The sequence below is a fragment of the Streptomyces sp. NPDC047061 genome (assembly GCF_040643955.1).
GTDB lineage: Bacteria > Actinomycetota > Actinomycetes > Streptomycetales > Streptomycetaceae > Streptomyces.
Map to the genome: position 1 here is coordinate 109,264 of NZ_JBEYVI010000032.1, position 26,928 is coordinate 136,191.

A 26,928-nucleotide genomic window follows, 5' to 3' on the forward strand; every position below is an offset into this window, starting at 1 on the left:
CGCTACGGGCGGCCGTCCCGCGCGTCTTGTACGTTCTTGCGCTCGCGCTGGTAGGCGCCCGGCGGGACACCGACGATCCGGGCGAAGTGCCGGTTGAGGTGCGGCTGGTCGGTGAAGCCCACGGCGACGGCCGCCTCGGCGGGCGGCGTGCCCGCGTCCAGCAGCAGCCGGGCGCGTCGCACCCGGGCGTCGGTCAGCCAGGTGTGCGGCGGCATGCCGTAGGCGTCGCGGAACGCCCGCAGCAGCGCGAAGGGGCTGGTGCCGAGGTCGGTGGCGAGCCGCTCCAGGGTCGGCGGCTCGGCCATCCGCTCCTCCAGCACGGCACGCGCGCGTGCGGCGAGCCGGGCGCCGGCGGTGCGCACCTGCCGCTGCGGCAGCGGGCCGCCGTTCAGCCGCAGCAGCCGGGTGATCGCCACCCGCAGCAGGGTGTCGGCAGCGAGCGCGTTGCCCTCGTCGGCGGCGCGCAGCACCCGGTGCACGAGGGAGACGCTGTACGGATCGTCGAGCACCGGGCTGACGAAGCCGGGGGTGCCGCGGAGCCCGGTGGTCTCGGCGGCGATCCCCGCCACGAGGTCCGGCGCCGGGTAGACCGCCCCGTACCGCCAGCCCTCGGGCACCCCGGCCCGCCCGGTGTGCGGGGTGTCCGGGTTGACCAGTGCGAGCGCACCCGCCCCCGCGGACACGTCGGAGCCCCGGTGGTGGAAGACCTCGACGCCGTCCGCGATGGCGGCGATCACGAAGTTCTCGTGGGTGTGCCGGACGAACGTCTTGCTGATGTACCGGGCACGCAGCAGATCGACACCGGGCAACGCCTCGTACCGCCAGTGCCGCGCCCGCTCCTCCGATCCCGTCATACGCCCATTGTCACCGTCCTCACCCGCCACCCCGCTTCTTGACTGGGTAGGGGCAGCGCCCCTGAAAGGGGCGCGAGGAACTGCGCGACCAGCCCCCACCGGCCCGCACCCGAAATGCCGCCCGCCCGACTCTCCCGCCCGCCGCCCTCGCGCTGCCGCCGACGGCGAATCCGCCCCACCGGGGCCACCCGCACCCGACGACGAAACCGTCACGGGTGGTGCGGGTGGGAAGACAAGGGCCGAAGGCGTAGCCGAGGTCTCTCGACCCCGGCTGTCAGTGGCCAGGTGCAGGATGGACCCATGCCGAAATCCGCACACCGGGCCCTCGACGGCTTCTCCCCCGCGACCCGCGGCTGGTTCACGGGGGCGTTCTCCGCGCCCACCGCGGCCCAGGCGGGCGCGTGGCAGGCCATCGGCGCGGGCTCGGACGTGCTGGTGGTCGCCCCGACCGGCTCCGGCAAGACGCTGGCCGCCTTCCTCGCCGCCCTGGACCAGCTGGCCTCCACCCCGCCCCCGGCCGACCCGAGGAAGCGCTGCCGGGTGCTGTACGTGTCGCCGCTCAAGGCCCTCGCGGTCGACGTCGAGCGGAACCTCCGCAGCCCCCTGACCGGCATCCGCCAGGAGTCCGTCCGTCTCGGCCTGCCCGAGCCGGAGGTGAAGGTCGGCATCCGCTCCGGCGACACCCCGGCCGCCGAGCGCCGCGCCCTGTCCACCCGCCCGCCGGACATCCTGATCACCACCCCGGAGTCCCTGTTCCTGATGCTGACGTCGGCCACGCGCGACGCGCTGACCGGCATCGAGACGGTGATCCTGGACGAGGTGCACGCGGTCGCCGGCACCAAGCGCGGCGCGCACCTCGCGCTCTCCCTGGAGCGGCTGGACGAACTGCTGCCGAAGCCGGCCCGCCGGATCGGCCTGTCGGCGACCGTCCGCCCGGCCGACGAGGTGGCCCGCTATCTCTCGCCGCGCCGCAAGGTGGAGATCGTCCAGCCGAAGTCCGGCAAGGAGTTCGACCTCTCCGTCGTCGTCCCGGTGGAGGACATGGGAGAGCTGGGCGGCTCCCCGGCCACCGACGGCGGCGAGGGCGCGGAGAAGCCGTCGATCTGGCCGCATGTGGAGGAGCGGATCGCCGACCTGGTGCAGGCCCACCGCTCGACGATCGTGTTCGCGAACTCCCGCCGCCTGGCGGAGCGGCTGTGCAACCGGCTCAACGAGATCGCCTACGAGCGGGCGACCGGCGAGCCCCTGGACGAGCACCATTCGCCGGCCGAGCTGATGGGCGGCTCGGGCGCGGCCCAGGGCGCCCCGCCGGTCCTCGCCCGCGCGCACCACGGCTCGGTCTCCAAGGAGCAGCGCGCCCTGGTCGAGGAGGACCTGAAGGCCGGCCGGCTGCCCGCCGTGGTGGCCACTTCCAGTCTCGAACTGGGCATCGACATGGGCGCGGTGGACCTGGTCGTCCAGGTCGAGTCCCCGCCGTCGGTGGCCTCCGGCCTGCAGCGTGTCGGCCGTGCGGGACACCAGGTCGGCGCGGTCTCCACCGGCGTGGTCTTCCCCAAGTACCGGGGCGACCTGGTGCAGGCGGCCGTGGTCACCGAGCGGATGCGCACCGGCTCCATCGAGTCCCTGAAGGTCCCGGCCAACCCTCTCGACGTGCTGGCCCAGCAGCTGGTCGCGATGACCTCGCTGGACACCTGGCAGGTCGACGATCTGCTCGCCACGGTCCGCCGTGCGGCCCCGTTCGCCTCGCTGCCGGAGTCGGCGTTCACCGCGGTCCTCGACATGCTCGCGGGCCGCTACCCGTCGGACGCGTTCGCGGAGCTGCGCCCGCGCGTGGTCTGGGACCGGGTCGCGGGGACCGTCACCGGCCGCCCGGGCGCCCAGCGGCTCGCCGTCACCTCCGGCGGCACCATCCCCGACCGGGGCCTCTTCGGCGTCTTCCTGGCCGGCGCGGACCCCAAGAAGGGCGGCGGCCGGGTCGGCGAGCTGGACGAGGAGATGGTGTACGAGTCCCGGGTGGGCGACGTCTTCACCCTGGGCACCAGCTCCTGGCGCATCGAGGACATCACCCGCGACCGCGTCCTCGTCTCCCCCGCCCCCGGCGTCCCGGGCCGGCTGCCGTTCTGGAAGGGCGACCAGCTGGGGCGCCCGCTCGAACTGGGCCGCGCGGTCGGCGCGTTCCTGCGCGAGGTCGGCTCGCTCCCCAAGGACGACGCCCGGCTGCGCCTCCTCGCGGCCGGCCTGGACGCCTGGGCGGCGGACAACGTGCTGTCGTACCTGGACGAACAGCGCGAGGCCTGCGGCCATGTCCCCGACGACCGGACGATCGTGGTGGAGCGCTTCCGCGACGAGCTGGGCGACTGGCGGGTTGTCGTCCACTCCCCCTTCGGCGCCCAGGTCCACGCCCCCTGGGCCCTCGCCCTCGGCGCCCGCCTCTCCGAGCGGTACGGCATGGACGCGCAGGTCATGCACGCCGACGACGGCATCGTGCTGCGGCTGCCCGACGCCGACCTGATGGGCCTGGACCTGCTCGACCAGGCCCCCATGAAGGCGGGCACGGAGTACGACGCCGAGCAGGCGCCGGTCGGCGCGGCGGACGTCGCCTTCGACAAGGGCGAGGTCGACCAGATCGTCACCGACCAGGTCGGCGGCTCGGCCCTGTTCGCCGCCCGCTTCCGCGAGTGCGCCGCCCGCGCGCTGCTGCTCCCCCGCCGCAACCCCGGTAAGCGCACCCCCCTGTGGCAGCAGCGCCAGCGCGCCGCCCAGCTGCTCCAGGTGGCGAGCGAGTTCGGCTCGTTCCCGATCGTCCTGGAGGCCGTCCGCGAATGCCTCCAGGACGTCTTCGACGTCCCGGGCCTGGTCGAGCTGATGGGCGATCTGGAGTCCCGCAAGGTCCGCCTGGTCGAGGTCACGACCCCCGAGCCCTCCCCGTTCGCCCGCTCCCTCCTCTTCGGCTACGTCGCGCAGTTCCTGTACGAGGGTGACTCCCCGCTCGCCGAGCGCCGCGCGGCCGCGCTGTCCCTGGACTCCCGGCTGCTGGCCGAGCTGCTGGGCCAGGCGGAGCTGCGGGAGCTGCTCGACGCGGAGGTGCTGACCGAGCTGGAGCGTGAGCTCCAGTGGCTGGCCGAGGACCGCCGGATCAAGGACCCCGAGGGCGTGGCGGACGTCCTGCGGCTGCTCGGGCCGCTCACGGACGCCGAGTTGGCGGAGCGGGGCGCCGAGCCGCAGTGGGCCGCGGAGCTGGCGGGCGCCCGGCGGGCCATCAGGGTGCGGATCGCCGGGGCCGAGCACTGGGCGGCGATCGAGGACGCGGGCCGGCTGCGCGACGCCCTCGGCACCGCCCTGCCCGTCGGCGTCCCCGAGGCCTTCACCGAGCCCGTGAAGGACCCGCTCGGCGACCTCCTCGCGCGGTACGCGCGCACCCACGGCCCGTTCACGTCGACCACCGTGGCCGTCCGCTTCGGGCTCGGGGTGGCGGTCACGGAGGGCGCGTTGCAGCGGCTGGCGGCGAGCGGGCGGGTCGTACAGGGCGAGTTCCATCCGGCGGGCATCGGCCAGGAGTGGTGCGACGCGGCGGTGCTGCGCAGGCTGCGGCGCCGTTCGCTGGCCGCGCTCCGGCACGAGCTGGAGCCAGTGGCACCGGCCGCGCTCGCCCAGTTCCTGCCGCAGTGGCAGCACATCGGCAAGGGGCACGGGCTGCGCGGCGTCGACGGACTGGTGCGCGCCGTGGAGCAGTTGCAGGGCGCGTCGGTGCCGGCGTCGGCCCTGGAGAAGCTGGTCCTGCCGTCCCGGGTGGCGAACTACTCGCCCGCGATGCTCGACGAACTCACCGCGGCGGGCGAGATCGTGTGGGCCGGCGCGGGCGCCCTGCCGGGCAAGGACGGCTGGGTCTCCCTGTACATGGCGGACACGGCCCCCGTGCTCCTCGCGCCGCCGCACCCGCTGGAGCTCACCGCCCTGCACCAGTCCGTCCTGGACGCCCTCTCCGGGGGCTACGGCCTGTTCTTCCGCCAGATCGCCGACCAGGTCCGCGCCACCACGCACCCCGACGCCACCGATCCCCAACTGGCCGACGCCGTCTGGGACCTGGCCTGGTCCGGTCGGCTCACCAACGACACGCTGGCCCCGATGCGCTCCCTGCTGGGCTCGGGCCGTACCGCGGGCTCCACCGCCCACCGTGCCAAGCGGGCCGTTCCGCGCGGTCGCTACGGTTCCCTGACGGCCGCCGCCCGCCCGGCCTCCCGTACCGGCCCGCCGACCGTCGCCGGCCGCTGGTCCCTGCTGCCGCAGCGCGAGCCGGACACCACCGTGCGCGCCCACGCCCTGGCCCGCACCCTCCTCGACCGGCACGGCGTGGTGACGCGGGGCGCGGTCGCGGCGGAGGGCGTCGAGGGCGGCTTCTCGGCGGTGTACCGGATCCTGTCGGCGTTCGAGGAGAGCGGCCAGGCGCGCCGGGGTTACGTCGTGGAGGGCCTGGGCGCGGCCCAGTTCGCGATGGACGGCGCGGTCGACCGGCTGCGCGCGGTGTCCAACGCCCGCGAGCGGGGCGAGGGCCTGCCGGGTACCGGCTTCGGTGGCGCCGGAGCCCCCGGCGCCACCGCGTTCACCGACCCGAGCGGCGGCCACGGCACTCACGCGACCGACCCACTCGCCTCCCTAGACCCGCTCGGCCCTTTCGACGGGGCCGAATTCGCCGACCTGGACGGCGACTTCACCTGGCCGCCCGAGCCGCCCACCGCCCCCGGCGACTACGTCTCCCCCAAGGACCGCGCCCCCGCCGACCCGTTCACCGCCCCCGGCTACGGCGGCCCCCGGGGCGGCAGCCCCGCGAACCCGTACGGCCCGAACCCCTACGACCCCAACTCCTCCGGCCGGAACCCCTACGCCTACGGCAACCACCGCACCCGCGCCCCCTCCGCCCCCGACCCCAGAGCCGTCCTCCTGGCAGCCGCCGACCCGGCGAACGCCTACGGCGCCGCCCTCCCCTGGCCCGAACCCCCCACCGGCGCCGGGCACAAACCCGGCCGCAAGGCCGGCTCGCTGGTGGTCCTGGTCGACGGCGAGCTGACGCTCTACATGGAGCGCGGTGGCAAGACCCTGCTGGCCTGGCCCTCCGCCCCGGACACGGCCGCCACCGACGACACCCGGCTCCGTACGGCGGCCGAGGCCCTCGCGGCGGCCGCCCGCGCGGGCACCCTCGGCACGGTGACGGTGGAGCGCGTCAACGGCGCCTCGGCCCTGACCTCCCCGCTGGGCACCGTCCTGGAGGGAGCGGGCTTCATCGCAACCCCGCGCGGCCTGCGGCTGCGGGCGTGAGCCCCTGTGCGAACCTCGCCTCTCGTCCCCTCGTGCCACCCTTGACCCATGCCCGAAGGTGACACGGTCTGGCAGGCCGCGAGGCGCCTGCACGACGCGCTCGCCGGCCAGGTGCTGACCCGCAGCGACTTCCGGGTGCCCAGGTACGCCACGGTCGACCTCACCGGCCGTACGGTCCTCGGCACCACCCCGCGCGGCAAGCACCTGCTCACCCGCTTCGAGGGCGGCCTCACCCTCCACACGCACCTGCGGATGGAGGGCGCCTGGAAGGTCTACGGCAGTGCCGAACGCTGGAAGGGCGGTCCCGCGCACCAGATCCGGGCGATCCTCGGCACCGCCGACCGCACGGCCGTCGGGTACCGCCTCCAGGTCCTGGAGTTCCTGCGTACCGGCGAGGAGGAACGCGCCGTGGGCCACCTCGGCCCCGACCTCCTGGGCCCCGACTGGAACCCCGGCCGCGCCCTCGCCAACCTCCTCGCGGACCCGGCCCGCCCGCTCGGCGAGGCCCTGCTCGACCAGCGCAACCTCGCCGGGATCGGCAACATCTACAAGAGCGAGCTCTGCTTCCTGATCGGCGCGACGCCCTGGCTCCCGGTCGGCGCGCTCCCCGCCGACCGCGCCGCGATGCTCCCCGGCCTCGCCCAGCGCCTCCTGGCGGCCAACCGCGACCGCCTCGTGCGCCGGACCACCGGCCTGCGCGACCACGACCTCTTCGTCTACGGCCGCGCACCCCGCCCCTGCCTGCGCTGCCGGACTCCGATCCGCCTCGCCGACCAGGGCGACGGCTCCCGGGAGCGCCCCACCTACTGGTGCCCCGCCTGCCAGACCGGCCCGGCCCCCGCCCCGGGTTCCCGGCGCACCCCCGGAGTCCGCCCCCGCCCAAGTAATTGACGACCCGTCAGAAATGCTCGTACCGTCCCTTCATGCCCCTCAAGGCGTACGACCTCACCGGACGCACCGCATTCGTCACCGGCGCCGCCGGCGGTATCGGCCGGGCCTCCGCGGTCCTGCTCGCCGAGGCGGGCGCGACCGTGCACTGTGCCGACCGGGACGCGGACGGCCTGCACGAGACGGCGACGCTGATCAAGGACCGGGGCGGCAGCGCCCGCACCCACACCCTCGACGTCACCGACCGGGCCCGGCTCGGGGAGGCCGTGCGGTCCTGCGAGCGGCTGGACGTCATGGCGGCGATCGCCGGGATCATGCACCGCAGCCCGGTCCTGGAGACCCGGGACGAGGACCTCGACCGGGTGCTGGGCGTCAACTTCAAGGGCGTGCTGTACGCCTGCCAGGAGGCGGCGCGGCTGATGCTGGCGAGGGGGGCCGGGGGCAGCATCATCACGATGGCCTCCGGCGCGATCGACACCGGCGGCCCCGGCCTGCTCTGCTACGGCGCGGCGAAGGCGGCCGTGGTCCAGCTGACCAGAACGCTCGCCAACGAGGTCGGCCGGCAGGGCATCCGCGTCAACGCGGTCGCCCCGGGCTGGACCCGCACCCCCATGACCGACCGCGACGACCGTGCCGAGCAACAGCGCACGGAGGACCGGATGGCCCGGATGTCGCCGCTGGGCCGGGTCGGCGAGGCCGAGGACGTCGCGCACGCCGTGCTCTATCTGGCGTCCGACGCCTCCTCGTTCACGACGGGCCAGATCCTGCGCCCGAACGGAGGGGTGGCGATGCCCTGGTAGCGCCCTGCGTCCGCCAGGCCGTCCGCCAGCGCGCCGGCCCCAGGGCCCCGGCCGCCCGGGACCTCGGCACACAGTTCACCGGCAGCAGGCTCAGCCCCCACCCGCCGGCGGCCACGGTCCCCTCAAACGCCCCGGCGCCGTCGGTGAGCGCGATCCGCAGTACCGCCCACCACCACACCGCCGCGAGCCCCAGGGCAACCCCCCAGCGCACTATCCGCCCCACCATGGTCGCCACCTCCAGCCGGACGCTAGAACGCCACCCGGCCCGCCGGGGAGGCGCACCGAGGGCTCACCGATGCAACGGCCGTGGACGGGCATCGGCCTCTGCTACGCGTTCTCCGCCTGGAACATCCAGTGATGCTTCTCCAGATCCGCCGTGATCCCGATGAAGAGGTCCTGGGACACCGGATCGGCCTCCGCGGTCTCCGTGACCCGCTCCCGCATCCGGGTGATCACCGCGCCCAACCCGTCCACCAGGGCCGACACCGCGTCCGAGTCCTTGACCCAGCCGCCGGGGACCGGCCCGATGCCGCTGCCGGCGGCCACGGTGGCGGCGCGCCCGTCCGGTGAGACACCCAGCGCCGACGCCCGCTCCGCGACCGTGTCGGAGTGCGCCCGGGCCGTGTCCACGACCTCGTCGAGCTGGAGGTGGACGGTACGGAAGCGGGGCCCGACCACGTTCCAGTGGACCTGTTTGGCGGCCAGCGCCAGATCCACCAGGTCGACGAGGGCGCCCTGCAGCGCCTCCGCCACGGTCTTCAGGTCCGCGTCGGACAGCGGGCTCTTCACGACGTACATGCGTTCCCTCTCCGGTCGTTCGCCCCCTGTCACGTCCCTCCACCATGACCGGACCACCGGACACCGGCAAATGGACGCATACGGTCCGCAGACAATCCGCGGACAAATCGGCGGACAGTCCGCAGAAGGTCCGCAGACGCACCAAAGCCCCGGCCGCACCTCCCCAGGTCTCCCCGGGAAGGCCCCGGCCGGGGCCTCGCGCACTTCTTCGACGCCAGGTCGGCGCCGCGTCGGTCTACACCCGCGCAGGCGTCACGCGGCGACCACGTCCACCGCCTCGGCGGGTGCCTTGATGGTCACCCGTTCCGGTGGCACGCCGGTCACCGAGACGGTACCCAGCATCGGGCGAACCGGCGTGGGCACGGGCTCGGTGGCCCGGGCGGACTGGGCCAGCTCGGCGAGGGCGAGCTCGTCGCTCACTTCTCGCATGAGCTCGGACATCCGTACGTCCAGCGCGTCGCAGATGGCGGCGAGCAGTTCGGAGGAAGCCTCCTTCTGCCCCCGCTCCACCTCGGAGAGATAGCCGAGTGAGACTCGGGCGGACGAGGAGACTTCGCGCAGAGTACGGCCCTGGCGCTGGCGCTGCCGACGCAGCACGTCACCCAGCAGGCGACGGAGCAGAATCATCGGTGGCTCCCTCCTCGGACCGCGTAGCCGCATCCTTCACGCCCCACCGTACCGCCTTGCGCCGCGGCCGTGCGGGGAGCGATGTCGTGTTCACTCAGGGCTGCAAACATCAAAACCCCCCGTTCTGTTCCGTATCCTGTGTCCGCTCATTCCCGGTCTGTTCGCTCGCAAGCTCCCTCAGAAGGAGTGCGAGTACGCTCCGTACACTCTCTCTACGAATTTCCGCGCGGTCGCCGTTCAACCGCAGGGCCTCCACTTTTCCGCCAGCGGCAGAACCGGAACCAGGGCCGAACGGCCCGTCCACGGCCACGAAAACCGTCCCGACCGGCCGGCCGTCCTGCGGTTCCGGGCCGGCGACTCCGGTGGTCGCGAGGCCCCAGTCGGCGCCCAGCGCCTTGCGCACTCCGGCGGCCATCTGGGCCGCGACCTGCGGATCCACCGCTCCGCGCTGGGCCAGCAGGGTGGCGTCGACGTCCAGCAGGTCGTGCTTCAGCTCGGTGGCGTAGGCGGTGACGGAGCCCCGGAACACCTTGGACGCCCCCGGGACCGTCGTGATCTCCGCCGCAACCAGGCCGCCGGTCAGCGACTCGGCGACAGCGAGGGTCTGCCCTCTCACCGTCAGTAGTCGCACCAGTTCGGCGGCCGTGGAACTCACGCTTCCGTCTCCTCCAACGCTGCTGCGCGCTCGGCGATTCCCTGCCGCCGCAGCACAATGGCTTGTCTCACATAGTCGACGCCGGTGACGACGGTCAGAACGACGGCCGCGGCCATCACCCAGAACCTCAGGGTGGCCAGCCACCCCGTCAGTGCCAGCACGTACATCCCCACGGCCACGCCCTGGGTGAGCGTCTTGAGCTTGCCGCCGCGGCTGGCCGGGATCACGCCGTAGCGGATGACCACGAAACGCATCAGCGTGATGCCGAGTTCCCGGACGAGGATGACGATCGTCACCCACCAGGGCAGATCGCCCAGCCCGGAGAGGCAGATCAGCGCCGCCCCCATGATCGCTTTGTCGGCGATGGGGTCGGCGATCTTCCCGAAGTCGGTGACCAGGTTGTAGGTGCGTGCCAGATGCCCGTCGAACAGGTCGGTGATCATGGCGATGGCGAAGGCCGCCCAGGCGAGCGAGCGCCACGCCGGGTCGTATCCGCCGCCGGCCAGCATCAGGGCGACGAAGCCGGGCACCAGGACCAGCCGGAGCATGGTCAGCAGATTGGCGACGTTCCACAGGCTCGCCTGGTTGACGGCGGCAGCGGCGATCTTCCCGCCGCGCACGGACCGCTCGCCGTCCTGGGAACCGTTGCCGTGAGCAGCGTTGTCGTGAGCACCGTTGTCGAGGGAACCGGAATCACGGGAACCGGAATCCGGGGCGGCACCGGAGGTGGCGGCGGAGCCCGGGACGCCGTGCGCGCCGGGGGAGCCGCCCGCGGCGGACGCCGGGACTCCGGTCATCTGCCGGCCTCCTCACTCCATACGGGCGAGCCCTGCAGCGGCTCGGCCACCAGGTCGACACCTTCCGTACCGACCACCTTCGCCTCGACCATACGACCCACGGACAGACCCGCGCCGCTCGTGAGCAGCACCTGTCCGTCCGTCTCGGGCGCCTGGTGGGCCGCGCGGCCGTAGACGCCGTCCTCGTCGTCCACGGACTCCACGAGGACGTGCACGGTCTCGCCGACGCGTTCCTCGGCCCGCTGCGAGACGAGCTCCTCGGCGAGCCGGGAGATGTGCGCGAGGCGGTCGGCGACGACCTCCTCGGCGAGCTTGTTCTCGTACGTCGCCGCCTCGGTGCCCTCCTCGTCGGAGTACCCGAAGACGCCGATGGCGTCCAGCCGCGCGCCGTTCAGGAAGCGCTCCAGCTCGGCCAGGTCGGACTCGGACTCGCCGGGGAAGCCGACGATGAAGTTGGACCGGACGCCGGCCTGCGGGGCCTTGCCGCGGATGGTGTCGAGCAGCTCCAGGAAGCGGTCGGTGTCGCCGAAGCGGCGCATCGCCCGCAGCACGCCGGGCGCGGAGTGCTGGAAGGACAGGTCGAAGTACGGGACGACCTTCGGGGTGGAGGTCAGCACGTCGATCAGGCCCGGGCGCATCTCGGCGGGCTGGAGGTAGCTGACGCGCACCCGCTCGATGCCGTCCACCTCGGCCAGCTCCGGCAGCAGGGACTCCAGGAGGCGGATGTCGCCCAGGTCCTTGCCGTAGGAGGTGTTGTTCTCGGAGACCAGCATGATCTCCGTCACGCCCTGTTCGGCCAGCCATCGGGTCTCGTTCAGCACGTCGCTGGGCCGGCGTGAGATGAAGGAGCCGCGGAAGGACGGGATGGCGCAGAAGGAGCAGCGCCGGTCGCAGCCGGAGGCGAGCTTGACCGAGGCCACCGGGGACCCGTCCAGGCGGCGGCGCAGGGGCGCACGCGGGCCGGAGGCGGGCGCGACGCCCTCCGGGAGGTCGGTCGGTCCGTGTCCCGGGAGAGCCACCTCGGCGGCCGAGTCCTGCCGCTCGGCGGGGCTGATGGGCAGCAGCTTGCGCCGGTCGCGCGGGGTGTGCGAGGCGTGGATGCCGCCGTTGAGGATGGTCTGCAGCCGGTCGGAGATGTCGGCATAGTCGTCGAAACCGAGCACGCCGTCCGCCTCGGGCAGCGCCTCGGCGAGTTCCTTGCCGTACCGCTCGGCCATGCAGCCCACCGCCACGACGGCCTGGGTTCTGCCCTGCCCCTTGAGATCGTTGGCCTCGAGGAGGGCGTCGACGGAGTCCTTCTTGGCGGCCTCGACGAAGCCACAGGTGTTGACCACGGCGACGTCGGCGGCCGAGGCGTCCTCGACGAGCTGCCAGCCGTCCGCCTCCAAACGGCCTGCGAGCTCCTCCGAGTCCACCTCGTTACGGGCGCAGCCGAGAGTGACAAGTGCGACGGTACGGCGTTCAGGCATGGGCTCAAGACTACTTTGTCTCACTGACAGCCCACGTCGAAGGGGCTGGCCGATCATGGCCAACCCCTTGTGTACGTGCGTGATCCGAACGGTTATCCGACTTCCGGGTCGCCCTTGGTGTACGTCAGACGCTCCACCGCGCCGGGCTGGAACTGGTCCTCGATCTTCTTGCCGTTGACGTAGAGCTGGATGGCTCCGGCGTCGCCGAGGATCAGGTTGATCTTGGAGCTGTCCTGGAAGGTCTTGGAGTCGCCCTTCTTCAGGAGCCCGTCGAAGAGCATCCGGCCGTTGTGGTCCTTGGCCGAGATCCAGCTGCGTCCGTTGACCGCGCTGACCTGGACGGTGACCTTGTCCTGGGGCGCGGCGGCGATCGCGCTGTCGGAGGGCTCGGGGGTCTTGTCGGGCTTGCTCTCCTTCGGGGTCGGCGAGACCGGCTTGCTGGTCGACGGGGCGGGGCCCTCGGCGACCGACTGCTTGGCGTCGTCGCCGTCGCCGCCCTTGAAAGCGGTGAAGCCGACGAAACCGATCACGACGACGATCGCGGCGACCATGGCCGCCGTCCAGTTGGGTCCGCGCCGCTCGGGACGGATGCGTTCCGCCTCGAACAACGGTGCGGCGGGCGTCGGCGCGGGCCGCCCACCACCGTGCTCCGCCGCGAACTGCGCGAGCAGCGGCTCGGGGTCGAGGCCGACGGCCTTGGCCAGGGTCCGGATGTGCCCGCGGGCGTAGACGTCGCCGCCGCAGGGGGCGAAGTCGTCGGCCTCGATCGCGTGCACGATCGCGATACGGACCCGGGTGCTCCCGCTGATGTCGTCGACGGTCAGCCCGGCGGCGATGCGGGCCTGTTTGAGGGCTCGGCCTACGGAGGGGCGGTTTTCCTCGGACACGTCTGAGAACGGACGCTCGTCCTCAGGGGAGTTGCTGCCGATGGACACGGGGGCGCCTTTCGAGCGTGTAGCCACCTGTGCTGGAGGTTCAGTCTAGGGGGGGTGCGAAAGGGTGAAGCAACCGGGCGGTACGACTTTGTACGCCATCGGTATGGCCGGACATCCCGATGACGGGTCAGGTGTGCGCCCCAGGATGGAGTACACACCTTTCCTCTCGCTCAACTTGACGTGCGTCAAAGGGAAACGGTTGCCCGACGATCCCTAACGGGTGGATCACGACAATGACTCCACCCGGTGACAGGCACCCGTGGCCCTGGGATACACCTACCCCGCGGACTCCCCGCGGATCACAGCAAGCACCCCATCCAGCTCATCGGGTTTCACCAGAACGTCGCGCGCCTTGGACCCCTCGCTCGGTCCGACCACGCCGCGCGACTCCATGAGGTCCATGAGCCGGCCGGCCTTGGCGAAGCCGACGCGCAGCTTGCGCTGGAGCATGGACGTGGAGCCGAACTGCGTGGAGACGACCAGCTCGGCCGCCTGGCACAGCAGGTCGAGGTCGTCGCCGATGTCCTCGTCGATCTCCTTCTTCTGCTTGGTGCCCACCACGACGTCGTCCCGGAAGACCGGCGTCATCTGGTCCTTGCAGTGCTGGACGATCACCGCGACCTCCTCCTCGGTGACGAACGCGCCCTGCATGCGGGTCGGCTTGTTCGCCCCCATCGGCAGGAAGAGGCCGTCGCCCTTGCCGATGAGTTTCTCGGCGCCGGGCTGGTCGAGGATGACGCGGCTGTCGGCGAGCGAGGAGGTGGCGAAGGCGAGCCGGGAGGGCACGTTCGCCTTGATGAGACCGGTGACCACGTCGACCGAGGGCCGCTGGGTGGCGAGCACCAGGTGGATGCCGGCCGCGCGCGCGAGCTGCGTGATGCGCACGATCGAGTCCTCGACGTCGCGCGGGGCGACCATCATCAGGTCGGCGAGCTCGTCGACGATCACCAGCAGGTACGGGTACGGATGGAGCTCGCGCTCGCTGCCCTCGGGCGTCTTGAGCTTGCCGTCGCGGATGGCCTTGTTGAAGTCGTCGATGTGCCGGTACCCGAAGGCGGCCAGGTCGTCGTAGCGCAGGTCCATCTCGCGGACGACCCACTGGAGCGCCTCGGCGGCCCGCTTCGGGTTGGTGATGATCGGCGTGATGAGGTGCGGGATGCCCTCGTAGGCGGTCAGCTCGACCCGCTTGGGGTCGACGAGGACCATCCGCACGTCCTCCGGGGTCGCCCGCATCATGACCGAGGTGATCAGGCAGTTGATGCAGGACGACTTGCCGGAGCCGGTGGCGCCGGCGACGAGCATGTGCGGCATCTTCGCCAGCGAGTGCATGACGTAGCCGCCCTCGACGTCCTTGCCGAACGCGACCAGCATCGGGTCGTCGTCCTCGGCGGACTCGGCGAGCCGCAGCACGTCCCCGAGGTTGACCATCTCGCGGTCGGTGTTGGGGATCTCGATGCCGACCGCGGACTTGCCGGGGATCGGGCTGATGATCCGCACGTCCGGGCTGGCGACGGCGTACGCGATGTTCTTGGTGAGCGCGGTGATCCGCTCGACCTTCACGGCCGGGCCGAGTTCGACCTCGTAGCGGGTGACCGTCGGGCCGCGGGTGAAGCCGGTGACGGCCGCATCGACCTTGAACTCCGAGAAGACGTTGGTGAGCGAGGCGACCACCCGGTCGTTGGCCTCGCTGCGGGCCTTGCCGGGGCCGCCGCGGGTGAGCAGGTCGAGGGACGGCAGCGAGTAGGTGATGTCGCCGGAGAGCTGGAGCTGCTCGGCGCGTGGCGGCAGGTCGCGGGGCTCCTCGGGCGCCGGTTTGGTCAGGTCCGCGACGACCGGCTCGACCTTGAGCCGCTCCTGCTTGGGCCGCGCGGCCGGCACCGGGCGCGGACTCGGGCTCGGCGCGGGCACGGGCGTCGGCGTGGTGTCCTCGCGGTCGCCGACGCTGACGCCCTGGGTGAGGTCGGCGACGAGCGGGGAGGGCGGCATGCCGTGCAGGACGGCGCCGTCGAGCGCGGCCGCGGCGGCCGCCGCGACGTCCACGGCGTCCATCTGGCGGCCCAGCTCGGGCTGCGGCACGGCGGAGCGCCGCGGGCGGCCCCGGCGCTTGGCGAGGGCCTCCTGCTCGGCGCCGTCGGGGTCGTACTCCTGGGGGGCGCCGGGGCGCCTGCGGGAGCGCGGGGGCAGCGCCTGGCGCCACTGCTCGTCGTAGCGCTCGTCGTCCTCGCCGTACTCCGGGTACTCGTCGGGTTCGGGGTCGTGCAGCAGCCCGAGGCGCACGCCGAGCGCCCGCAGCCGCTGCGGGATGGCGTTCACCGGGGTCGCGGTGACGACGAGCAGTCCGAAGATCGTGAGCAGCACCAGCAGGGGTACGGCGAGGACCTCGGTCATGGTGTACGTCAGCGGGGTCGCCGCCGCCCAGCCGATGAGGCCGCCGGCGTCCCTTATGCCCTGCATGCCGTCGCTGCGGGCGGGCGAGCCGCAGGCGATGTGGACCTGGCCGAGCACGCCGATGACCAGTGAGGACAGGCCGATCACGATCCGGCCGTTGGCCTCCGTCTGCTCGGGGTGGCGCATGAACCGCACGGCGATCATCGCGAGCAGTATCGGCACCAGGAGGTCGAGGCGGCCGAAGGCGCCGGTGACGAGGATCTCGACCAGGTCGCCGACCGGACCGCGCAGGTCGGCCCAGGTGCCGGCGGCGACGATCAGGGCGGTGCCGAGCAGCAGAAGGGCCACGCCGTCCTTGCGGTGCGCGGGGTCCAGGTTCCTGGCTCCCTGTCCTATGCCGCGGAAGACGGCGCCGACGGCGTGCGCGACGCCGAGCCAGAGGGCGCGCACCAGGCGGTACACGCCCCCGGTGGGGCTGGGCGCCGGCTTGGGTGCCGGCGCGGACTTCTTCGCCGCGCCCCTCTTTGCGGGCGCCTTCTTGGCCGGGGCTTTCTGCGCGGCGGCCTTCTTCACCGGAGCCTTCGAGGGAGCGGCCTTCTTCGCGGGCTGCTTCTTGGCTGCCGAGGGACGTGAGGCCATGGATGTGAGGTTACCGGGGGAGACGGCAGGGGACACGCGTGCCCGCTGCTTCACCCGTTCGTGTCGCCTTTACCAAGGCACGAAACTGACGCGCGCTCATGGGCAACTGTGTCCGCCGTCGCGGTCAGTTCTGCGACGGCAACGCTGCCGTGCCACCGCCCGTGCCCGGTTCCAGGGCGTCGAGCGCCCGGCGCAGACCGGTGAGTTTGCGCTCCAGATGAGCCGCCGTGGCGACCGCGGCCGCGTCCGCGGACTCGTCGTCCAGCTGCTTGGAGAGCGCCTCGGCCTGCTCCTCCACGGCCGCGAGCCGGGCGGACAGCTCGGCGAGCAGCCCCGCGGACTCCTTGCCGGCGACCGCGCCCTTGCCGCCGCCCTCCAACTGGAGCCGCAGCAGCGCCGCCTGCTCACGCAGCTGGCAGTTCTTCATGTACAGCTCGACGAAGACCGAGACCTTGGCGCGCAGCACCCACGGGTCGAAGGGCTTGGAGATGTAGTCGACCGCGCCCGCGGCGTAGCCCCGGAAGGTGTGGTGCGGACCGTGGTTGATGGCCGTGAGGAAGATGATCGGGATGTCTCGGGTCCGCTCCCGCCGCTTGATGTGCGCCGCGGTCTCGAAACCGTCCATGCCCGGCATCTGCACGTCCAGCAGAATGACCGCGAAGTCGTCCGTGAGCAGTGCCTTGAGCGCTTCCTCCCCGGACGATGCCCGCACCAGTGTCTGATCGAGCGCAGAGAGGATGGCCTCCAGCGCCAGCAGATTCTCCGGCCGGTCATCGACCAGGAGGATCTTGGCCTTCTGCACCATGGCCCGCCCTCCTCGCCCCGGATGTGCACCGGGCGCCGCCCCAGGGGACGACTCCCTTTCGCCGCCCGTCCTTGTGCCGGTCATGGTAGCCGCACCCCGCCTGTCGCCACACCCTGTCACCGCGATGTCACTGTGCACGTAGCAGAAACGCAGCCGGAGACCAGAAGGTTCCCCCAATCCCGCACTTCTACACGGGTTCGGCCACCGTGAGTCAGCAACTCCCCGTGCACACGGAAGGTTCCCGAAACGTTCACATCACACCGGGCCGTTCCGGTCACTCCTCGCGCATCCACTGCTCCATCACCGCCAGAAGGTGATCGGGGTCGACCGGCTTGGTGACGTAGTCGGAGGCGCCCGACTCGATGGCCTTCTCCCGGTCGCCCTTCATCGCCTTCGCGGTGAGCGCGATGATCGGCAGCCCGGCGAACTGCGGCATCCGGCGGATCGCCGAGGTCGTCGCGTAGCCGTCCATCTCGGGCATCATGATGTCCATCAGGACGACCGCGACGTCGTCGTGCTGTTCCAGGACCTCGATGCCCTCCCGGCCGTTCTCGGCGTACAGCACCGACAGGCCGTGCTGCTCCAGGACGCTGGTGAGCGCGAAGACGTTGCGGATGTCGTCGTCGACGATCAGCACCTTCTCGCCGCCGAACCGCATGCCCCGGCGCGGCTGCGGCGCCATCGCCTCCTGCTCGGCCAGCACCGGCCAGGCCTCGGCCACCGGAGCCCCGCGCCGCCGGCGCCGGAAGAGCGCTGCGGCGCCGTTCTGGGTCTCCTGGTACGACTTCACCTCGGCCGGCGTCTCGATCTCCGCGCCGGACAGCTCCAGGCCGTGGTTCTGGGAGGCCACCAGGTCGCCGGCCTCCAGCGCGGGCATGGACTGCTGGTAGCCCTGCGGCGGCAGCTCACTGGGGTGCAGCGGCAGGTACAGCGTGAACGTGGAGCCGCGGCCCGGCTCGCTCTGCGCGTGGATCTCACCGCCGAGCAACTGCGCGATCTCCCGCGAGATCGACAGTCCGAGGCCCGTACCGCCGTACTTGCGGCTGGTCGTGCCGTCGGCCTGCTTGAACGCCTCGAAGATCACACGCATCTTGCTGGCCGCGATCCCGATGCCGGTGTCGGTCACCGAGAACGCGATCAGCGGCGCGTCCGGATCACTGAGCGAACCGGCCTCCAGGAGCTGTTCCCTGATCCCCACCGGCACCGCGCTGCCGGCCGGCCGGATCACCAGCTCCACCGAACCGGAGTCGGTGAACTTCACCGCGTTCGACAGCAGGTTGCGCAGCACCTGAAGGAGCCGCTGTTCGTCGGTGTGCAGGGTGGCGGGCAGCTCCGGCGAGACCCGGACCGACAGGTCGAGGCCCTTCTCCGCGGTCAGCGGCCGGAAGGTGGCCTCCACGTAGTCCACGAGCTGGACGAGCGCGATACGCGTCGGGGAGACGTCCATCTTGCCCGCCTCGACCTTCGACAGGTCGAGGATGTCGTTGATCAGCTGAAGCAGGTCGGAGCCTGCGCCGTGGATGGTCTCGGCGAACTCCACCTGCTTCGGCGAGAGGTTGCCCTCGGCGTTGTCGGCGAGCAGCTTGGCCAGGATCAGCAGCGAGTTGAGCGGGGTGCGCAGCTCGTGCGACATGTTGGCGAGGAACTCGCTCTTGTAGCGCATGGAGACGGCGAGTTGCTCGGCGCGCTCCTCCAGGACCTGCCGGGCCTCCTCGATCTCGGTGTTCTTCACCTCGATGTCCCGGTTCTGCTGCGCCAGCAGCTCGGCCTTCTCCTCCAGTTCGGCGTTGGAGGCCTGGAGGGCCTTCTGCCGGTTCTCCAGCTCGGCCGACCGCTCCTGGAGCTGCTCGGTCAGCTCCTGCGACTGCTTCAGCAGCACCTCGGTCTTGGTGTTGACGGAGATCGTGTTGACGCTGGTCGCGATCATCTCGGCGATCTGGTTGAGGAAGTCCTTCTGGATCTGCGTGAACGGCGTGAACGACGCCAGCTCGATCACGCCGAGCACCTTGCCCTCGAACAGCACCGGCAGCACGATCACCTGCGCCGGCGGAGCCTCGCCGAGCCCGGAGGAGATCTTCAGATAGCCGGTGGGCGCCTTGTCCACCAGAATCGTGCGCTTCTCCTTGGCCGCCGTGCCGATCAGGGCCTCACCGGGCCGGAACGACGTCGGCATGGAGCCCATCGAGTAGCCGTACGACCCGAGCATCCGCAGCTCGTAGGCGTCCTCGGCCTCGGCGCTCGCCTCCTTGCCGTCGACCAGGGGCATCCCGAAGAAGAACGCGCCGTGCTGCGCGGAGACCACCGGCGTCAGCTCGCTCATGATCAGCGAGGCCACGTCCGCCAGGTCGCGGCGGCCCTGCATCAGCGCGGAGATACGCGCCAGGTTGCCCTTGAGCCAGTCCTGCTCCTGGTTGGCGACCGTGGTGTCGCGCAGGTTGGCGATCATCTTGTTGATGTAGTCCTGGAGTTCCTGGATCTCGCCGGCCGCGTCCACGTCGATCTTCAGGTTCAGGTCGCCGCGGGTCACCGCGGTCGCCACGCGCGCGATGGCACGCACCTGCCGGGTCAGGTTCCCGGCCATCTCGTTCACGGACTCGGTGAGGTCCCGCCAGGTGCCGTCGACGTCACGCACGCGTGCCTGGCCGCCCAGCTGCCCCTCGGTGCCCACCTCGCGGGCGACCCGGGTGACCTCCTCGGCGAAACTCGACAGCTGGTCGACCATCGTGTTGATCGTCGTCTTGAGTTCGAGGATCTCACCACGGGCGTCAATGTCGATCTTCTTGGTCAGGTCGCCCTTGGCGATGGCCGTGGTGACCATCGCGATGTTGCGCACCTGGCCGGTCAGGTTGGACGCCATCTGGTTCACCGACTCGGTGAGGTCCTTCCACGTCCCCGCCACACCCGGAACGTGCGCCTGGCCGCCCAGGATGCCGTCCGTGCCCACCTCACGGGCCACCTTGGTCACCTGGTCGGCGAACGAACTCAGCGTCTTCACCATCTGGTTGATGGTGTCGGCGAGCTGGGCCACCTCACCGCTCGCCTCGATGGTGACCAGCCGGGTCAGGTCGCCGTTGGCGACCGCCGCCGAGACCTGGGAGATGTTCCGCACCTGCGTGGTCAGGTTGTTGGCCATCAGGTTCACGTTGTTGCTGAGGTCCTTCCAGATACCCGTGATACCCGGAACGTGCGCCTGGCCGCCCAGGATGCCCTCGGTGCCCACCTCACGGGCCACCCGGGTCACCTGCTCGGCGAAACTCGACAGCTGGTCGACCATGGTGTTGACCGTCGTGACGAGTTCGAGGATCTCGCCCTTCGCGTCCACGGTGATCTTCTTCGACAGGTCGCCCTTGGCGACCGCGGTCGTGACCTCGGCGATGTTGCGCACCTGGATGGTCAGGTTGTTCGCCATGAAGTTGACGGACTGGGTGAGGTCCTTCCAGGTGCCCGCGACCCCCTGCACCTCGGCCTGGCCGCCGAGGATGCCCTCGGTGCCCACCTCGCGCGCCACACGCGTGACCTCCTGGGCGAACGACGACAGCTGGTCGACCATCGTGTTCAGGGTGTTCTTCAGCTCCTGGATCTCACCGCGCGCGTCCACGGTGATCTTCTGGGAGAGGTCACCGCGGGCCACCGCGGTGGCGACCTGGGCGATGTTGCGCACCTGTGCCGTCAGGTTGCCGGCCATGCCGTTCACGGAGTCCGTCAGGTCACGCCACACGCCGGCCACGCCGGGCACCTGCGCCTGACCGCCCAGCCGTCCTTCCGTACCCACCTCACGGGCCACCTTGGTGACCTGGTCGGCGAAGGCGGACAGTTGATCAACCATCGTGTTGATCGTGTTCTTCAGCTCGAGGATCTCGCCGCGCGCGTCGACGTCGATCTTCTGGGAAAGGTCGCCCCGCGCCACCGCCGTCGTCACCTGGGCGATCTGCCGCACCTGCGAGGTCAGGTTGCCGGCCATGAAGTTGACGGAGTCCGTCAGCTCCTTCCAGGTGCCCGAGACGCCGTCCACGCGCGCCTGGCCGCCGAGGCGGCCCTCGGTGCCCACGTCCCTGGCCATCCGCGTCACCTGGTCGGCGAAACTCGACAGCTGGTCCACCATCGTGTTCACGGTGTTCTTCAGCTTCAGCATCTCGCCGGAGACGTCGACCGTGACCTTCTGCGACAGATCACCGTTGGCCACCGCCGTCGTCACCTGGGCGATGTTGCGGACCTGGCCGGTGAGGTTGCGGAATGCGGTGTTGACGGAGTCCGTCAGGTCCTTCCAGGTACCGGCGGCTCCGGGCACCTGCGCCTGGCCGCCCAGCTCACCCTCGACACCGATCTCCCTGGCCACGCGGGTGACCTCGGCACCGAACGACGACAGTTGGTCAACCATGCCGTTGACGGTGTTCTTCAACTCCAGCATCTCGCCGGCCACGTCGACCGTGACCTTCTGCGACAGATCACCGTTGGCCACGGCCGTCGTCACGGCGGCGATGTCGCGCACCTGGGTGGTCAGGTTCCGGAAGACCGTGTTGACGGAGTCCGTCAGGTCCTTCCAGGTCCCCGCCGCGCCCGGCACGTTCGCCTGCCCGCCGAGCCGCCCCTCGCCGCCGACCTCGTTCGCCACGCGCGTGACCTCGTCCGCGAAGATCCGCAGCGTCTCGGTCATCTGGTTGATCGTCTCGGCGAGCTGCGCGACCTCACCACGGGCCGGGACGGTCACCTTGCGCGACAGGTCACCGTTGGCGACCGCGGTGGTCACCTCGGAGATCCCGCGGACCTGGGCCGTCAGGTTGCCCGCCATCGTGTTGACGGAGTCGGTGAGTTCCTTCCACGTACCGGCCACACCCGGCACGTTCGCCTGGCCGCCCAGGATGCCGTCGGTGCCCACCTCGCGGGCGACCCGGGTCACCTCGGAGGAGAACGCCGACAGCTGGTCCACCATCGTGTTGACGGTTTCCTTCAGCTCCAGCATCTCGCCGGCGACCTGAACCGTGACCTTCCGCGACAGATCACCCTTGGCGACCGCCGTCGTCACCAGCGCGATGTCCCGCACCTGCGCGGTCAGCCGGTACGCCATCGTGTTCACCGAGTCCGTGAGATCTCGCCACGAACCGGACATACCTCGCACCCGGGCCTGCCCGCCCAACTTGCCCTCGGTGCCCACCTCGCTGGCCACGCGCGTGACCTCGTCGGTGAACGTCGACAGCTGGTCGACCAGGTTGTTGACGGTCCGCCCGACCTTCAGGAACTCACCACGCAGCGGATGCCCGGCCCCGTCCGCCGACTGCGACCGCAGCTCCATGCGCGGCGACAGGTCGCCCTCGGCCACCGCCGTGAGCACCCGGCCCACTTCGGAGACCGGCCGCACCAGGTCGTCGACGAGCGCGTTGGAGTTGTCGATGGCAGCCGCCCAGGAACCCTCGCAGGCGCCCGTCTCCAGCCGTTCCGTGAGCTTTCCCTCACGTCCGACGACACGTCGTACCCGCGACAGCTCACCCGTGAGGTGGAGATTTCGGTCGGCCACCTCGTTGAAGACCGCCGCGATCTCCGACATCACGCCGTCCCCGGACACCGTGAGCCGCTTGCGGAAGTTGCCGTCCCGCATCGCCAAGAGCGCCACCAGCAACCGGTTCAGGGACGCCGTGTCCACCGCGGTGGTCCCGTCACCGCCCCGCTGCCTGCTCAGGGACGGTCCGCCCTTCGCGCGCGCCTTAGTGCCCCGCGCCGCTGCGCCAGACTCCACTGTGTCCCTCCCGCAGGGGTCGACCGTTACTGCTGTGCTCGGACACCGCCATACTCGGCGTACCGCTTACTTCGGCGTACCAGTTACTGCTGCGTAGTTCTGCCAGACGAGAACCGGCCACACCAGGGGCTGTTGCCCGCCGTACACGGAATGCACTCAGGCTGACCGGACCTTCATCAGAAGCTTGCCCAGTGTTTCACCCTGGCCGAACCAGGCCATAACAGTTCGGCAGCTTCGCACATCGTCCGCACACCCTGGGGGCGTAAACACTGGCGACCGGCATCCGCTCGGACGGCGAAGGTAAGTAACCTTGCATGCGGCTGTCCAGCCGCACCGGTCCGTCCGGCCTGGGCGGTGGCACGAGAACGAGCGGGCATTCGGAGGGGCGGCCGCAGACCATGACCACCGGAGTGATCCCCGGGGGACACAACCCGGAGCCACGGCCCACGGGCGAGCGCATGCCGCACCAGCGGCACCAGCCGGCCGGCCAGGGAAGCCCGCATGTCGAGACCCGGTCGAGGAGTTCTGTGATCACCGCGCGCGCGGACGCCAGCTTCGAGCCCGTCGGGCGATCCGTCGCGACCGCCCGGTCCTTCGTCCGCGACACGCTCCAGGGCTGGGGCTTCGCGGACGTCGTCGACGACGCCGTGGTCCTCACCAGCGAACTGGTGACCAACGCGGTGGTGCACGCCGGCACCCACGCCGACGTGCTGTGCCTGCGCGCGGACGACGGGGTGCGCATCGAGGTCTCCGACCGCTACCCGGAACGCGAGGTCCCGCTCCAGGGCTCCCCCGTCAACATGGGCAGCCCCGACCGCGAGGGCGGCCGCGGACTCCAGCTCTGCGCGGCCCTCGCCGCCCGCTGGGGCGTCGAGTACACGTCCACGCACAAAAATGTCTGGTTCCAGCTCGATCTCCCCGAACGCCCGGTGGGCACCCGCGCCGCGGGGCCGTCCCTCCCGGCCGACCTGCTGCCGCTCGCTGACGGCCGGGTCCGGGTCGCGGTCGTCCAGATCGACCGCAAGGGCTCCATCTCGGCCTGGAACGAGGACGCCGAGGAGATCTTCGGCCACACCTCGGGCGAGGTCACCGGCAAGCCCCTCACCGACCTCGCGGCCTGGCCGCACACCCCCGGCACCGGCACCGGGATCGCCGAAGCCCTCCAGCTCTCCCGCTGGGAGGGCAGCTATGGCATCCGCGGCGCCGACGGCCGCGTGACCCCTGTCTACGCCTCGCACCTGAGAGTCCGCGACACCGGCGGCGAGCCCTCCACGGTCTGCCTGCTCGTCCGCGACCACGAACGGGCCGTCCTGCAGACCCCGTTGCGCGTCCCCGCCTCCGACGCCGGCGGCGCCTCCGACGGCCAGAGCAGTGACCCCTTCGAGGTGTTCATCGGCTCCCCGGCCCCGGACGACCTCGACGGCCTCCTCCAGCGCACGGTCGAGCGCGCCCGGGACATGCTCGACGGCGACTCCGCGTTCCTGCTCCTCGCCACCGACGACGAGACCGAGTTGGAGGTCCGCGCCTCCACCGGCCTCCCGTCCGCCCGTCAGCGCTTCGCGCGCGTGCCCGTGGAAGCCGGCCCCGGCCGCTACGGATCGGCCCGTATGCCGGCCGTACACGACGATCTGGCGGCCGTTCCGGGCGCGGTCCCCCTCCTGGCCGGCACCGGCATGCGATCGGTCGTCACCGTGCCGCTGAAGGTCGAGGGCCGCCTGACCGGCTCCCTGGGCGTCGCCGCCGAGGCACCGGACAGATACTCCAACGAGGAGGCGCTGCGCCTCCAGTTCGCCGCCGACCGCATCGCCCTGGCCGTCGAGTCGGCCCGCCTGGGCGAGCTGGAGCGGCTGCGCCGCGGCTCGCTCAGCTTCCTCGTCGAGGCCTCCGACCTGCTCGCCGGCACCCTGGACCGCGACCAGACCCTCGCCCTGATGGCCCAGATGACGGTCCCGACCCTCGCCACCTGGTGCGCGGTCTACACGATCGCCGACCAGGCCTCCGACCCGTACCTGTCGTACGTCCTGCACGAGGACGAGGAACTCATCGACGGCATCAAGTCGTTGCTCTCCAAGGTGCCCCCGCCGGACCCGGTACCCACGCCCGGCGCCCGCATCTGGACCGCCCCCGGCGAGCACGCCCACCAGGCCGCCCTGCGCAGCTCCATGCGCAGCCTCGGCCTGACCGGCGGCCCCACCCGCCAGGTCTCCTCCGGCATCGGCCCGACACTCGCCACGGCCTCCGCCGTGGGCGGCGAGACCGTGGTCCTCCCCCTGGTCGCCCGCAACCGCGTCATCGGCATGCTCACCCTCGGCAAGCCCACCGACGAGCACTTCCGCCAGGAGATCCTCGAACTGGCCGAGGACCTCTCCCGCCGGGCCGCCCTGGCCCTGGACAACGCCCGCCTGTACTCGGAGCGCACAGCCATCAGCCAGGCCCTCCAGCGCAGCCTCCTGCCCCCGGGCACCCCGCACATCGAGGGCATGGAGGTCGAGGTCATCTACCGCGCGGCCGGCGAGGGCAACGAGGTCGGCGGCGACTTCTACGACGTCTTCCCGATCTCCGACAACGCGTACGGCTTCGCCATCGGCGACGTCTGCGGTACGGGCCCGAACGCGGCCGCCGTGACCGGCCTCGCCCGGCACGCGCTCCGCCTGCTGGCCCGCGAGGGCCTCAGCGGCCCGGCCGTCCTGGAGCGCCTCAACTCGGCCATCCTGGACGAGGGAGCCCGCAGCCGCTTCCTGACCCTCCTGTACGGCGAGATGCGCCCCCAGGAGGACGGCAGCGCGGAGATGAAGGTGGTCTGCGCCGGCCACCCGCTCCCCCTCCGGCTGCGCCAGGACGGCACCGTGGAGGCGGCCGCCGAGCCGCAGCCCCTCCTCGGCGTCATCGAGGACCTGGAGCTGTACGAGCAGACGGTCACCCTCGACCCGGGCGACGTCCTCCTCTGCGTCACGGACGGCGTGACGGAACGCCGGGAGGGCACGCGCATGCTGGGCGACGACGGCCTCGCGGACGTCCTCACGACGTGCACGGGTCTCACGGCGGGCGCGGTCGCCGCACGCATCATGCGCGCGGTGGAACGCTTCGCGTCGGACGCCCCGTCGGACGACATGGCCATCCTGGCGATGCGAGTCCCCGGCCTCCAGAAGGACTGAGGGGGACGGGGAAAGAGGGCATGAAAAAGGCCTCGCCCTTACGGGCGAGACCTTTCGATCGGAGCCCCCAAACGGAATCGAACCGTTGACCTTCTCCTTACCATGGAGACGCTCTGCCGACTGAGCTATGGGGGCCTGTTGCCTTTTCGAGGTTTCCCCCGCCGCAACGGAATAGATCATACCCCGAACAGGCCCGAGTTCCCAAACTCGTTCAGAAGGCGGGCTGAAGCAGTCCGCCGAGCGCATTGCAGGCGGACACGATCCGCTGCATCTCCCGCTTCGTCAACGAGGCGTCGACGGGAAGCGCCAGTGTCTCGTCCGCGGCCACCTCCGTCTGCGGCAGCGAGACACAACGCCGGAATTCCGGCAGTCGGTGCACCGGGGTCTTCACCGGTACCCGGCAGTCAACTCCCTTGCCGCGCAGGGCCCGAGCGAAAGCATCCCGGTCGGGCCGGCCGTTCCCCGGCACCCGGACCACGTACTGCTGGTAGGTGTGCCCGTCACCGCCGTCGGGCGTCCGCACACCGCGCAGCTTCCCATCGAGATAGGCGGCCCGCTGCCGCCGCTGCGCGATCTCGTCGTACGGAGCCTCGGACTCGCCCTGCTCCAGCACCAGCAGCCCGTGCCGCTGCCCCAGCGCACGCAACTGCTTGATGCCGGCCCACCGCCCGAACCGGTGGACGACAACCACCGCCGCGGAACGGGCAGTTACGGCCGCCTCCACCGCCGACGTGTCGAGGCAGTAGGTCACCGGATCTATGTCGGCGAACACCGGAAGCGCACCGGCCAGTGTCACGGCCTCGGCGACTTCGACGTTCCCGAAGGCCGGCACGATGACCTCGTCGCCCACTCCGACACCGGCGGCCCTGAGCATTGCAGCAGTACCCATGCTGGGATGCTCGGCGCGGAACGTGAACGACACGTTACGCAGAACAAAAAAGGGTTGGACCCGGAACCGAAGTTCCAGATCCAACCCTTTCAATATTTGTTCGGCGGTGTCCTACTCTCCCACAGGGTCCCCCCTGCAGTACCATCGGCGCTGTAAGGCTTAGCTTCCGGGTTCGGAATGTAACC

The 26,928-nt window shown here is 71.3% G+C and carries 16 protein-coding genes, 1 tRNA gene and 1 rRNA gene; 4 read left to right on the top strand and 14 right to left on the bottom strand.

What is annotated here, in order from left to right; genetic code table 11:
• Positions 1 to 2: 2 nt before the first annotated feature.
• Positions 3 to 854: an AraC family transcriptional regulator gene (locus tag ABZ887_RS35660; protein WP_361298915.1), complete on the bottom strand. Its 852-nt coding sequence runs from the start codon at positions 852 to 854 to the stop codon at positions 3 to 5.
• 300 nt (positions 855 to 1,154) lie between these two features.
• Here ABZ887_RS35660 and ABZ887_RS35665 point away from each other — a divergent pair, with 300 nt between their 5' ends.
• From ABZ887_RS35665 to ABZ887_RS35675, 3 genes are read left to right on the top strand one after another with little or no spacing between them, the layout of a single operon-like run.
• Entirely contained in the window at positions 1,155 to 6,167 is a 5,013-nt protein-coding gene (locus ABZ887_RS35665) for an ATP-dependent helicase (RefSeq protein ID WP_361298918.1), read from the top strand.
• Positions 6,168 to 6,215: 48 nt separating this feature from the next.
• On the top strand, positions 6,216 to 7,058 hold the full coding sequence (locus ABZ887_RS35670; protein WP_361298921.1) for a DNA-formamidopyrimidine glycosylase family protein: 843 nt from the start codon (positions 6,216 to 6,218) through the stop codon (positions 7,056 to 7,058).
• 32 nt (positions 7,059 to 7,090) lie between these two features.
• A complete protein-coding gene (locus ABZ887_RS35675; RefSeq protein WP_361298924.1) occupies positions 7,091 to 7,855 on the top strand; it encodes an SDR family NAD(P)-dependent oxidoreductase in 765 nt (254 codons plus the stop codon).
• Here the strand turns inward: ABZ887_RS35675 and ABZ887_RS35680 are convergent.
• The 10 genes from ABZ887_RS35680 to ABZ887_RS35725 form a co-directional block, all read right to left on the bottom strand.
• Complete coding sequence (locus tag ABZ887_RS35680; RefSeq protein ID WP_361298927.1) at positions 7,803 to 8,081, bottom strand: hypothetical protein; 279 nt, start codon at positions 8,079 to 8,081, stop codon at positions 7,803 to 7,805. The two genes, ABZ887_RS35675 and ABZ887_RS35680, sit on opposite strands and share 53 nt — an antisense overlap.
• 101 nt (positions 8,082 to 8,182) lie before the next feature.
• The gene (locus ABZ887_RS35685) at positions 8,183 to 8,653 is read right to left on the bottom strand and encodes a DNA starvation/stationary phase protection protein (RefSeq protein WP_361298930.1); all 471 of its coding nucleotides are present in this window, start codon (positions 8,651 to 8,653) and stop codon (positions 8,183 to 8,185) included.
• Positions 8,654 to 8,905: 252 nt separating this feature from the next.
• A complete protein-coding gene (locus ABZ887_RS35690) occupies positions 8,906 to 9,280 on the bottom strand; it encodes a helix-turn-helix transcriptional regulator (RefSeq protein ID WP_089104432.1) in 375 nt (124 codons plus the stop codon).
• 109 nt (positions 9,281 to 9,389) lie between these two features.
• Entirely contained in the window at positions 9,390 to 9,935 is a 546-nt protein-coding gene (locus ABZ887_RS35695) for a CinA family protein (protein ID WP_361298933.1), read from the bottom strand.
• A complete protein-coding gene (pgsA, locus tag ABZ887_RS35700; protein WP_361298936.1) occupies positions 9,932 to 10,732 on the bottom strand; it encodes a CDP-diacylglycerol--glycerol-3-phosphate 3-phosphatidyltransferase in 801 nt (266 codons plus the stop codon). Before pgsA ends, ABZ887_RS35695 begins: the two co-directional genes overlap by 4 nt.
• Positions 10,729 to 12,201 carry a 30S ribosomal protein S12 methylthiotransferase RimO gene (gene rimO, locus ABZ887_RS35705; protein WP_361298939.1) on the bottom strand — a complete coding sequence of 491 codons (1,473 nt, stop codon included), beginning with the start codon at positions 12,199 to 12,201 and terminating at the stop codon, positions 10,729 to 10,731. Before rimO ends, pgsA begins: the two co-directional genes overlap by 4 nt.
• Before the next feature lie 92 nt (positions 12,202 to 12,293).
• Positions 12,294 to 13,136 (bottom strand): RodZ domain-containing protein, encoded by an 843-nt coding sequence (locus ABZ887_RS35710; protein WP_361298942.1) that lies wholly within the window; start codon positions 13,134 to 13,136, stop codon positions 12,294 to 12,296.
• Between the two features lie 276 nt (positions 13,137 to 13,412).
• Positions 13,413 to 16,163 carry a DNA translocase FtsK gene (locus ABZ887_RS35715; protein ID WP_361298945.1) on the bottom strand — a complete coding sequence of 917 codons (2,751 nt, stop codon included), beginning with the start codon at positions 16,161 to 16,163 and terminating at the stop codon, positions 13,413 to 13,415.
• Between the two features lie 124 nt (positions 16,164 to 16,287).
• Entirely contained in the window at positions 16,288 to 16,968 is a 681-nt protein-coding gene (locus tag ABZ887_RS35720; protein ID WP_217552875.1) for a response regulator, read from the bottom strand.
• Positions 16,969 to 17,242: 274 nt separating this feature from the next.
• Positions 17,243 to 22,699 carry a HAMP domain-containing protein gene (locus ABZ887_RS35725; protein WP_361298949.1) on the bottom strand — a complete coding sequence of 1,819 codons (5,457 nt, stop codon included), beginning with the start codon at positions 22,697 to 22,699 and terminating at the stop codon, positions 17,243 to 17,245.
• A gap of 398 nt (positions 22,700 to 23,097) precedes the next feature.
• On the opposite strand from ABZ887_RS35725, the gene ABZ887_RS35730 reads away from it, so the two are divergent.
• Positions 23,098 to 25,854, top strand: coding sequence for a SpoIIE family protein phosphatase (locus tag ABZ887_RS35730; RefSeq protein WP_361298952.1), 2,757 nt, complete (start codon positions 23,098 to 23,100; stop codon positions 25,852 to 25,854).
• Between the two features lie 62 nt (positions 25,855 to 25,916).
• On the opposite strand, the gene ABZ887_RS35735 is transcribed toward ABZ887_RS35730, so the two are convergent.
• From ABZ887_RS35735 to rrf, 3 genes are all read right to left on the bottom strand, one after another.
• Positions 25,917 to 25,989 (bottom strand) — tRNA-Thr (locus ABZ887_RS35735).
• A 76-nt stretch (positions 25,990 to 26,065) separates the two neighbouring features.
• On the bottom strand, positions 26,066 to 26,728 hold the full coding sequence (locus tag ABZ887_RS35740) for a DegT/DnrJ/EryC1/StrS family aminotransferase (protein ID WP_361298961.1): 663 nt from the start codon (positions 26,726 to 26,728) through the stop codon (positions 26,066 to 26,068).
• Positions 26,729 to 26,841: 113 nt separating this feature from the next.
• A 5S ribosomal RNA gene (rrf, locus tag ABZ887_RS35745) occupies positions 26,842 to 26,928 on the bottom strand; the annotation flags it as partial.

Excerpts from the sequence above, each read along its gene's own strand:
- ABZ887_RS35660 (WP_361298915.1), bottom strand. The coding sequence starts at position 854 with ATGACGGGATCGGAGGAGCGGGCGCGGCACTGGCGGTACGAGGCGTTG.
- ABZ887_RS35665 (WP_361298918.1), top strand. The coding sequence starts at position 1,155 with ATGCCGAAATCCGCACACCGGGCCCTCGACGGCTTCTCCCCCGCGACC.
- ABZ887_RS35670 (WP_361298921.1), top strand. The coding sequence starts at position 6,216 with ATGCCCGAAGGTGACACGGTCTGGCAGGCCGCGAGGCGCCTGCACGAC.
- ABZ887_RS35675 (WP_361298924.1), top strand. The coding sequence starts at position 7,091 with ATGCCCCTCAAGGCGTACGACCTCACCGGACGCACCGCATTCGTCACC.
- ABZ887_RS35680 (WP_361298927.1), bottom strand. The coding sequence starts at position 8,081 with ATGGTGGGGCGGATAGTGCGCTGGGGGGTTGCCCTGGGGCTCGCGGCG.
- ABZ887_RS35685 (WP_361298930.1), bottom strand. The coding sequence starts at position 8,653 with ATGTACGTCGTGAAGAGCCCGCTGTCCGACGCGGACCTGAAGACCGTG.
- ABZ887_RS35690 (WP_089104432.1), bottom strand. The coding sequence starts at position 9,280 with ATGATTCTGCTCCGTCGCCTGCTGGGTGACGTGCTGCGTCGGCAGCGC.
- pgsA (WP_361298936.1), bottom strand. The coding sequence starts at position 10,732 with ATGACCGGAGTCCCGGCGTCCGCCGCGGGCGGCTCCCCCGGCGCGCAC.
- rimO (WP_361298939.1), bottom strand. The coding sequence starts at position 12,201 with ATGCCTGAACGCCGTACCGTCGCACTTGTCACTCTCGGCTGCGCCCGT.
- ABZ887_RS35715 (WP_361298945.1), bottom strand. The coding sequence starts at position 16,163 with ATGGCCTCACGTCCCTCGGCAGCCAAGAAGCAGCCCGCGAAGAAGGCC.
- ABZ887_RS35720 (WP_217552875.1), bottom strand. The coding sequence starts at position 16,968 with ATGGTGCAGAAGGCCAAGATCCTCCTGGTCGATGACCGGCCGGAGAAT.
- ABZ887_RS35730 (WP_361298952.1), top strand. The coding sequence starts at position 23,098 with ATGACCACCGGAGTGATCCCCGGGGGACACAACCCGGAGCCACGGCCC.
- ABZ887_RS35740 (WP_361298961.1), bottom strand. The coding sequence starts at position 26,728 with ATGCTCAGGGCCGCCGGTGTCGGAGTGGGCGACGAGGTCATCGTGCCG.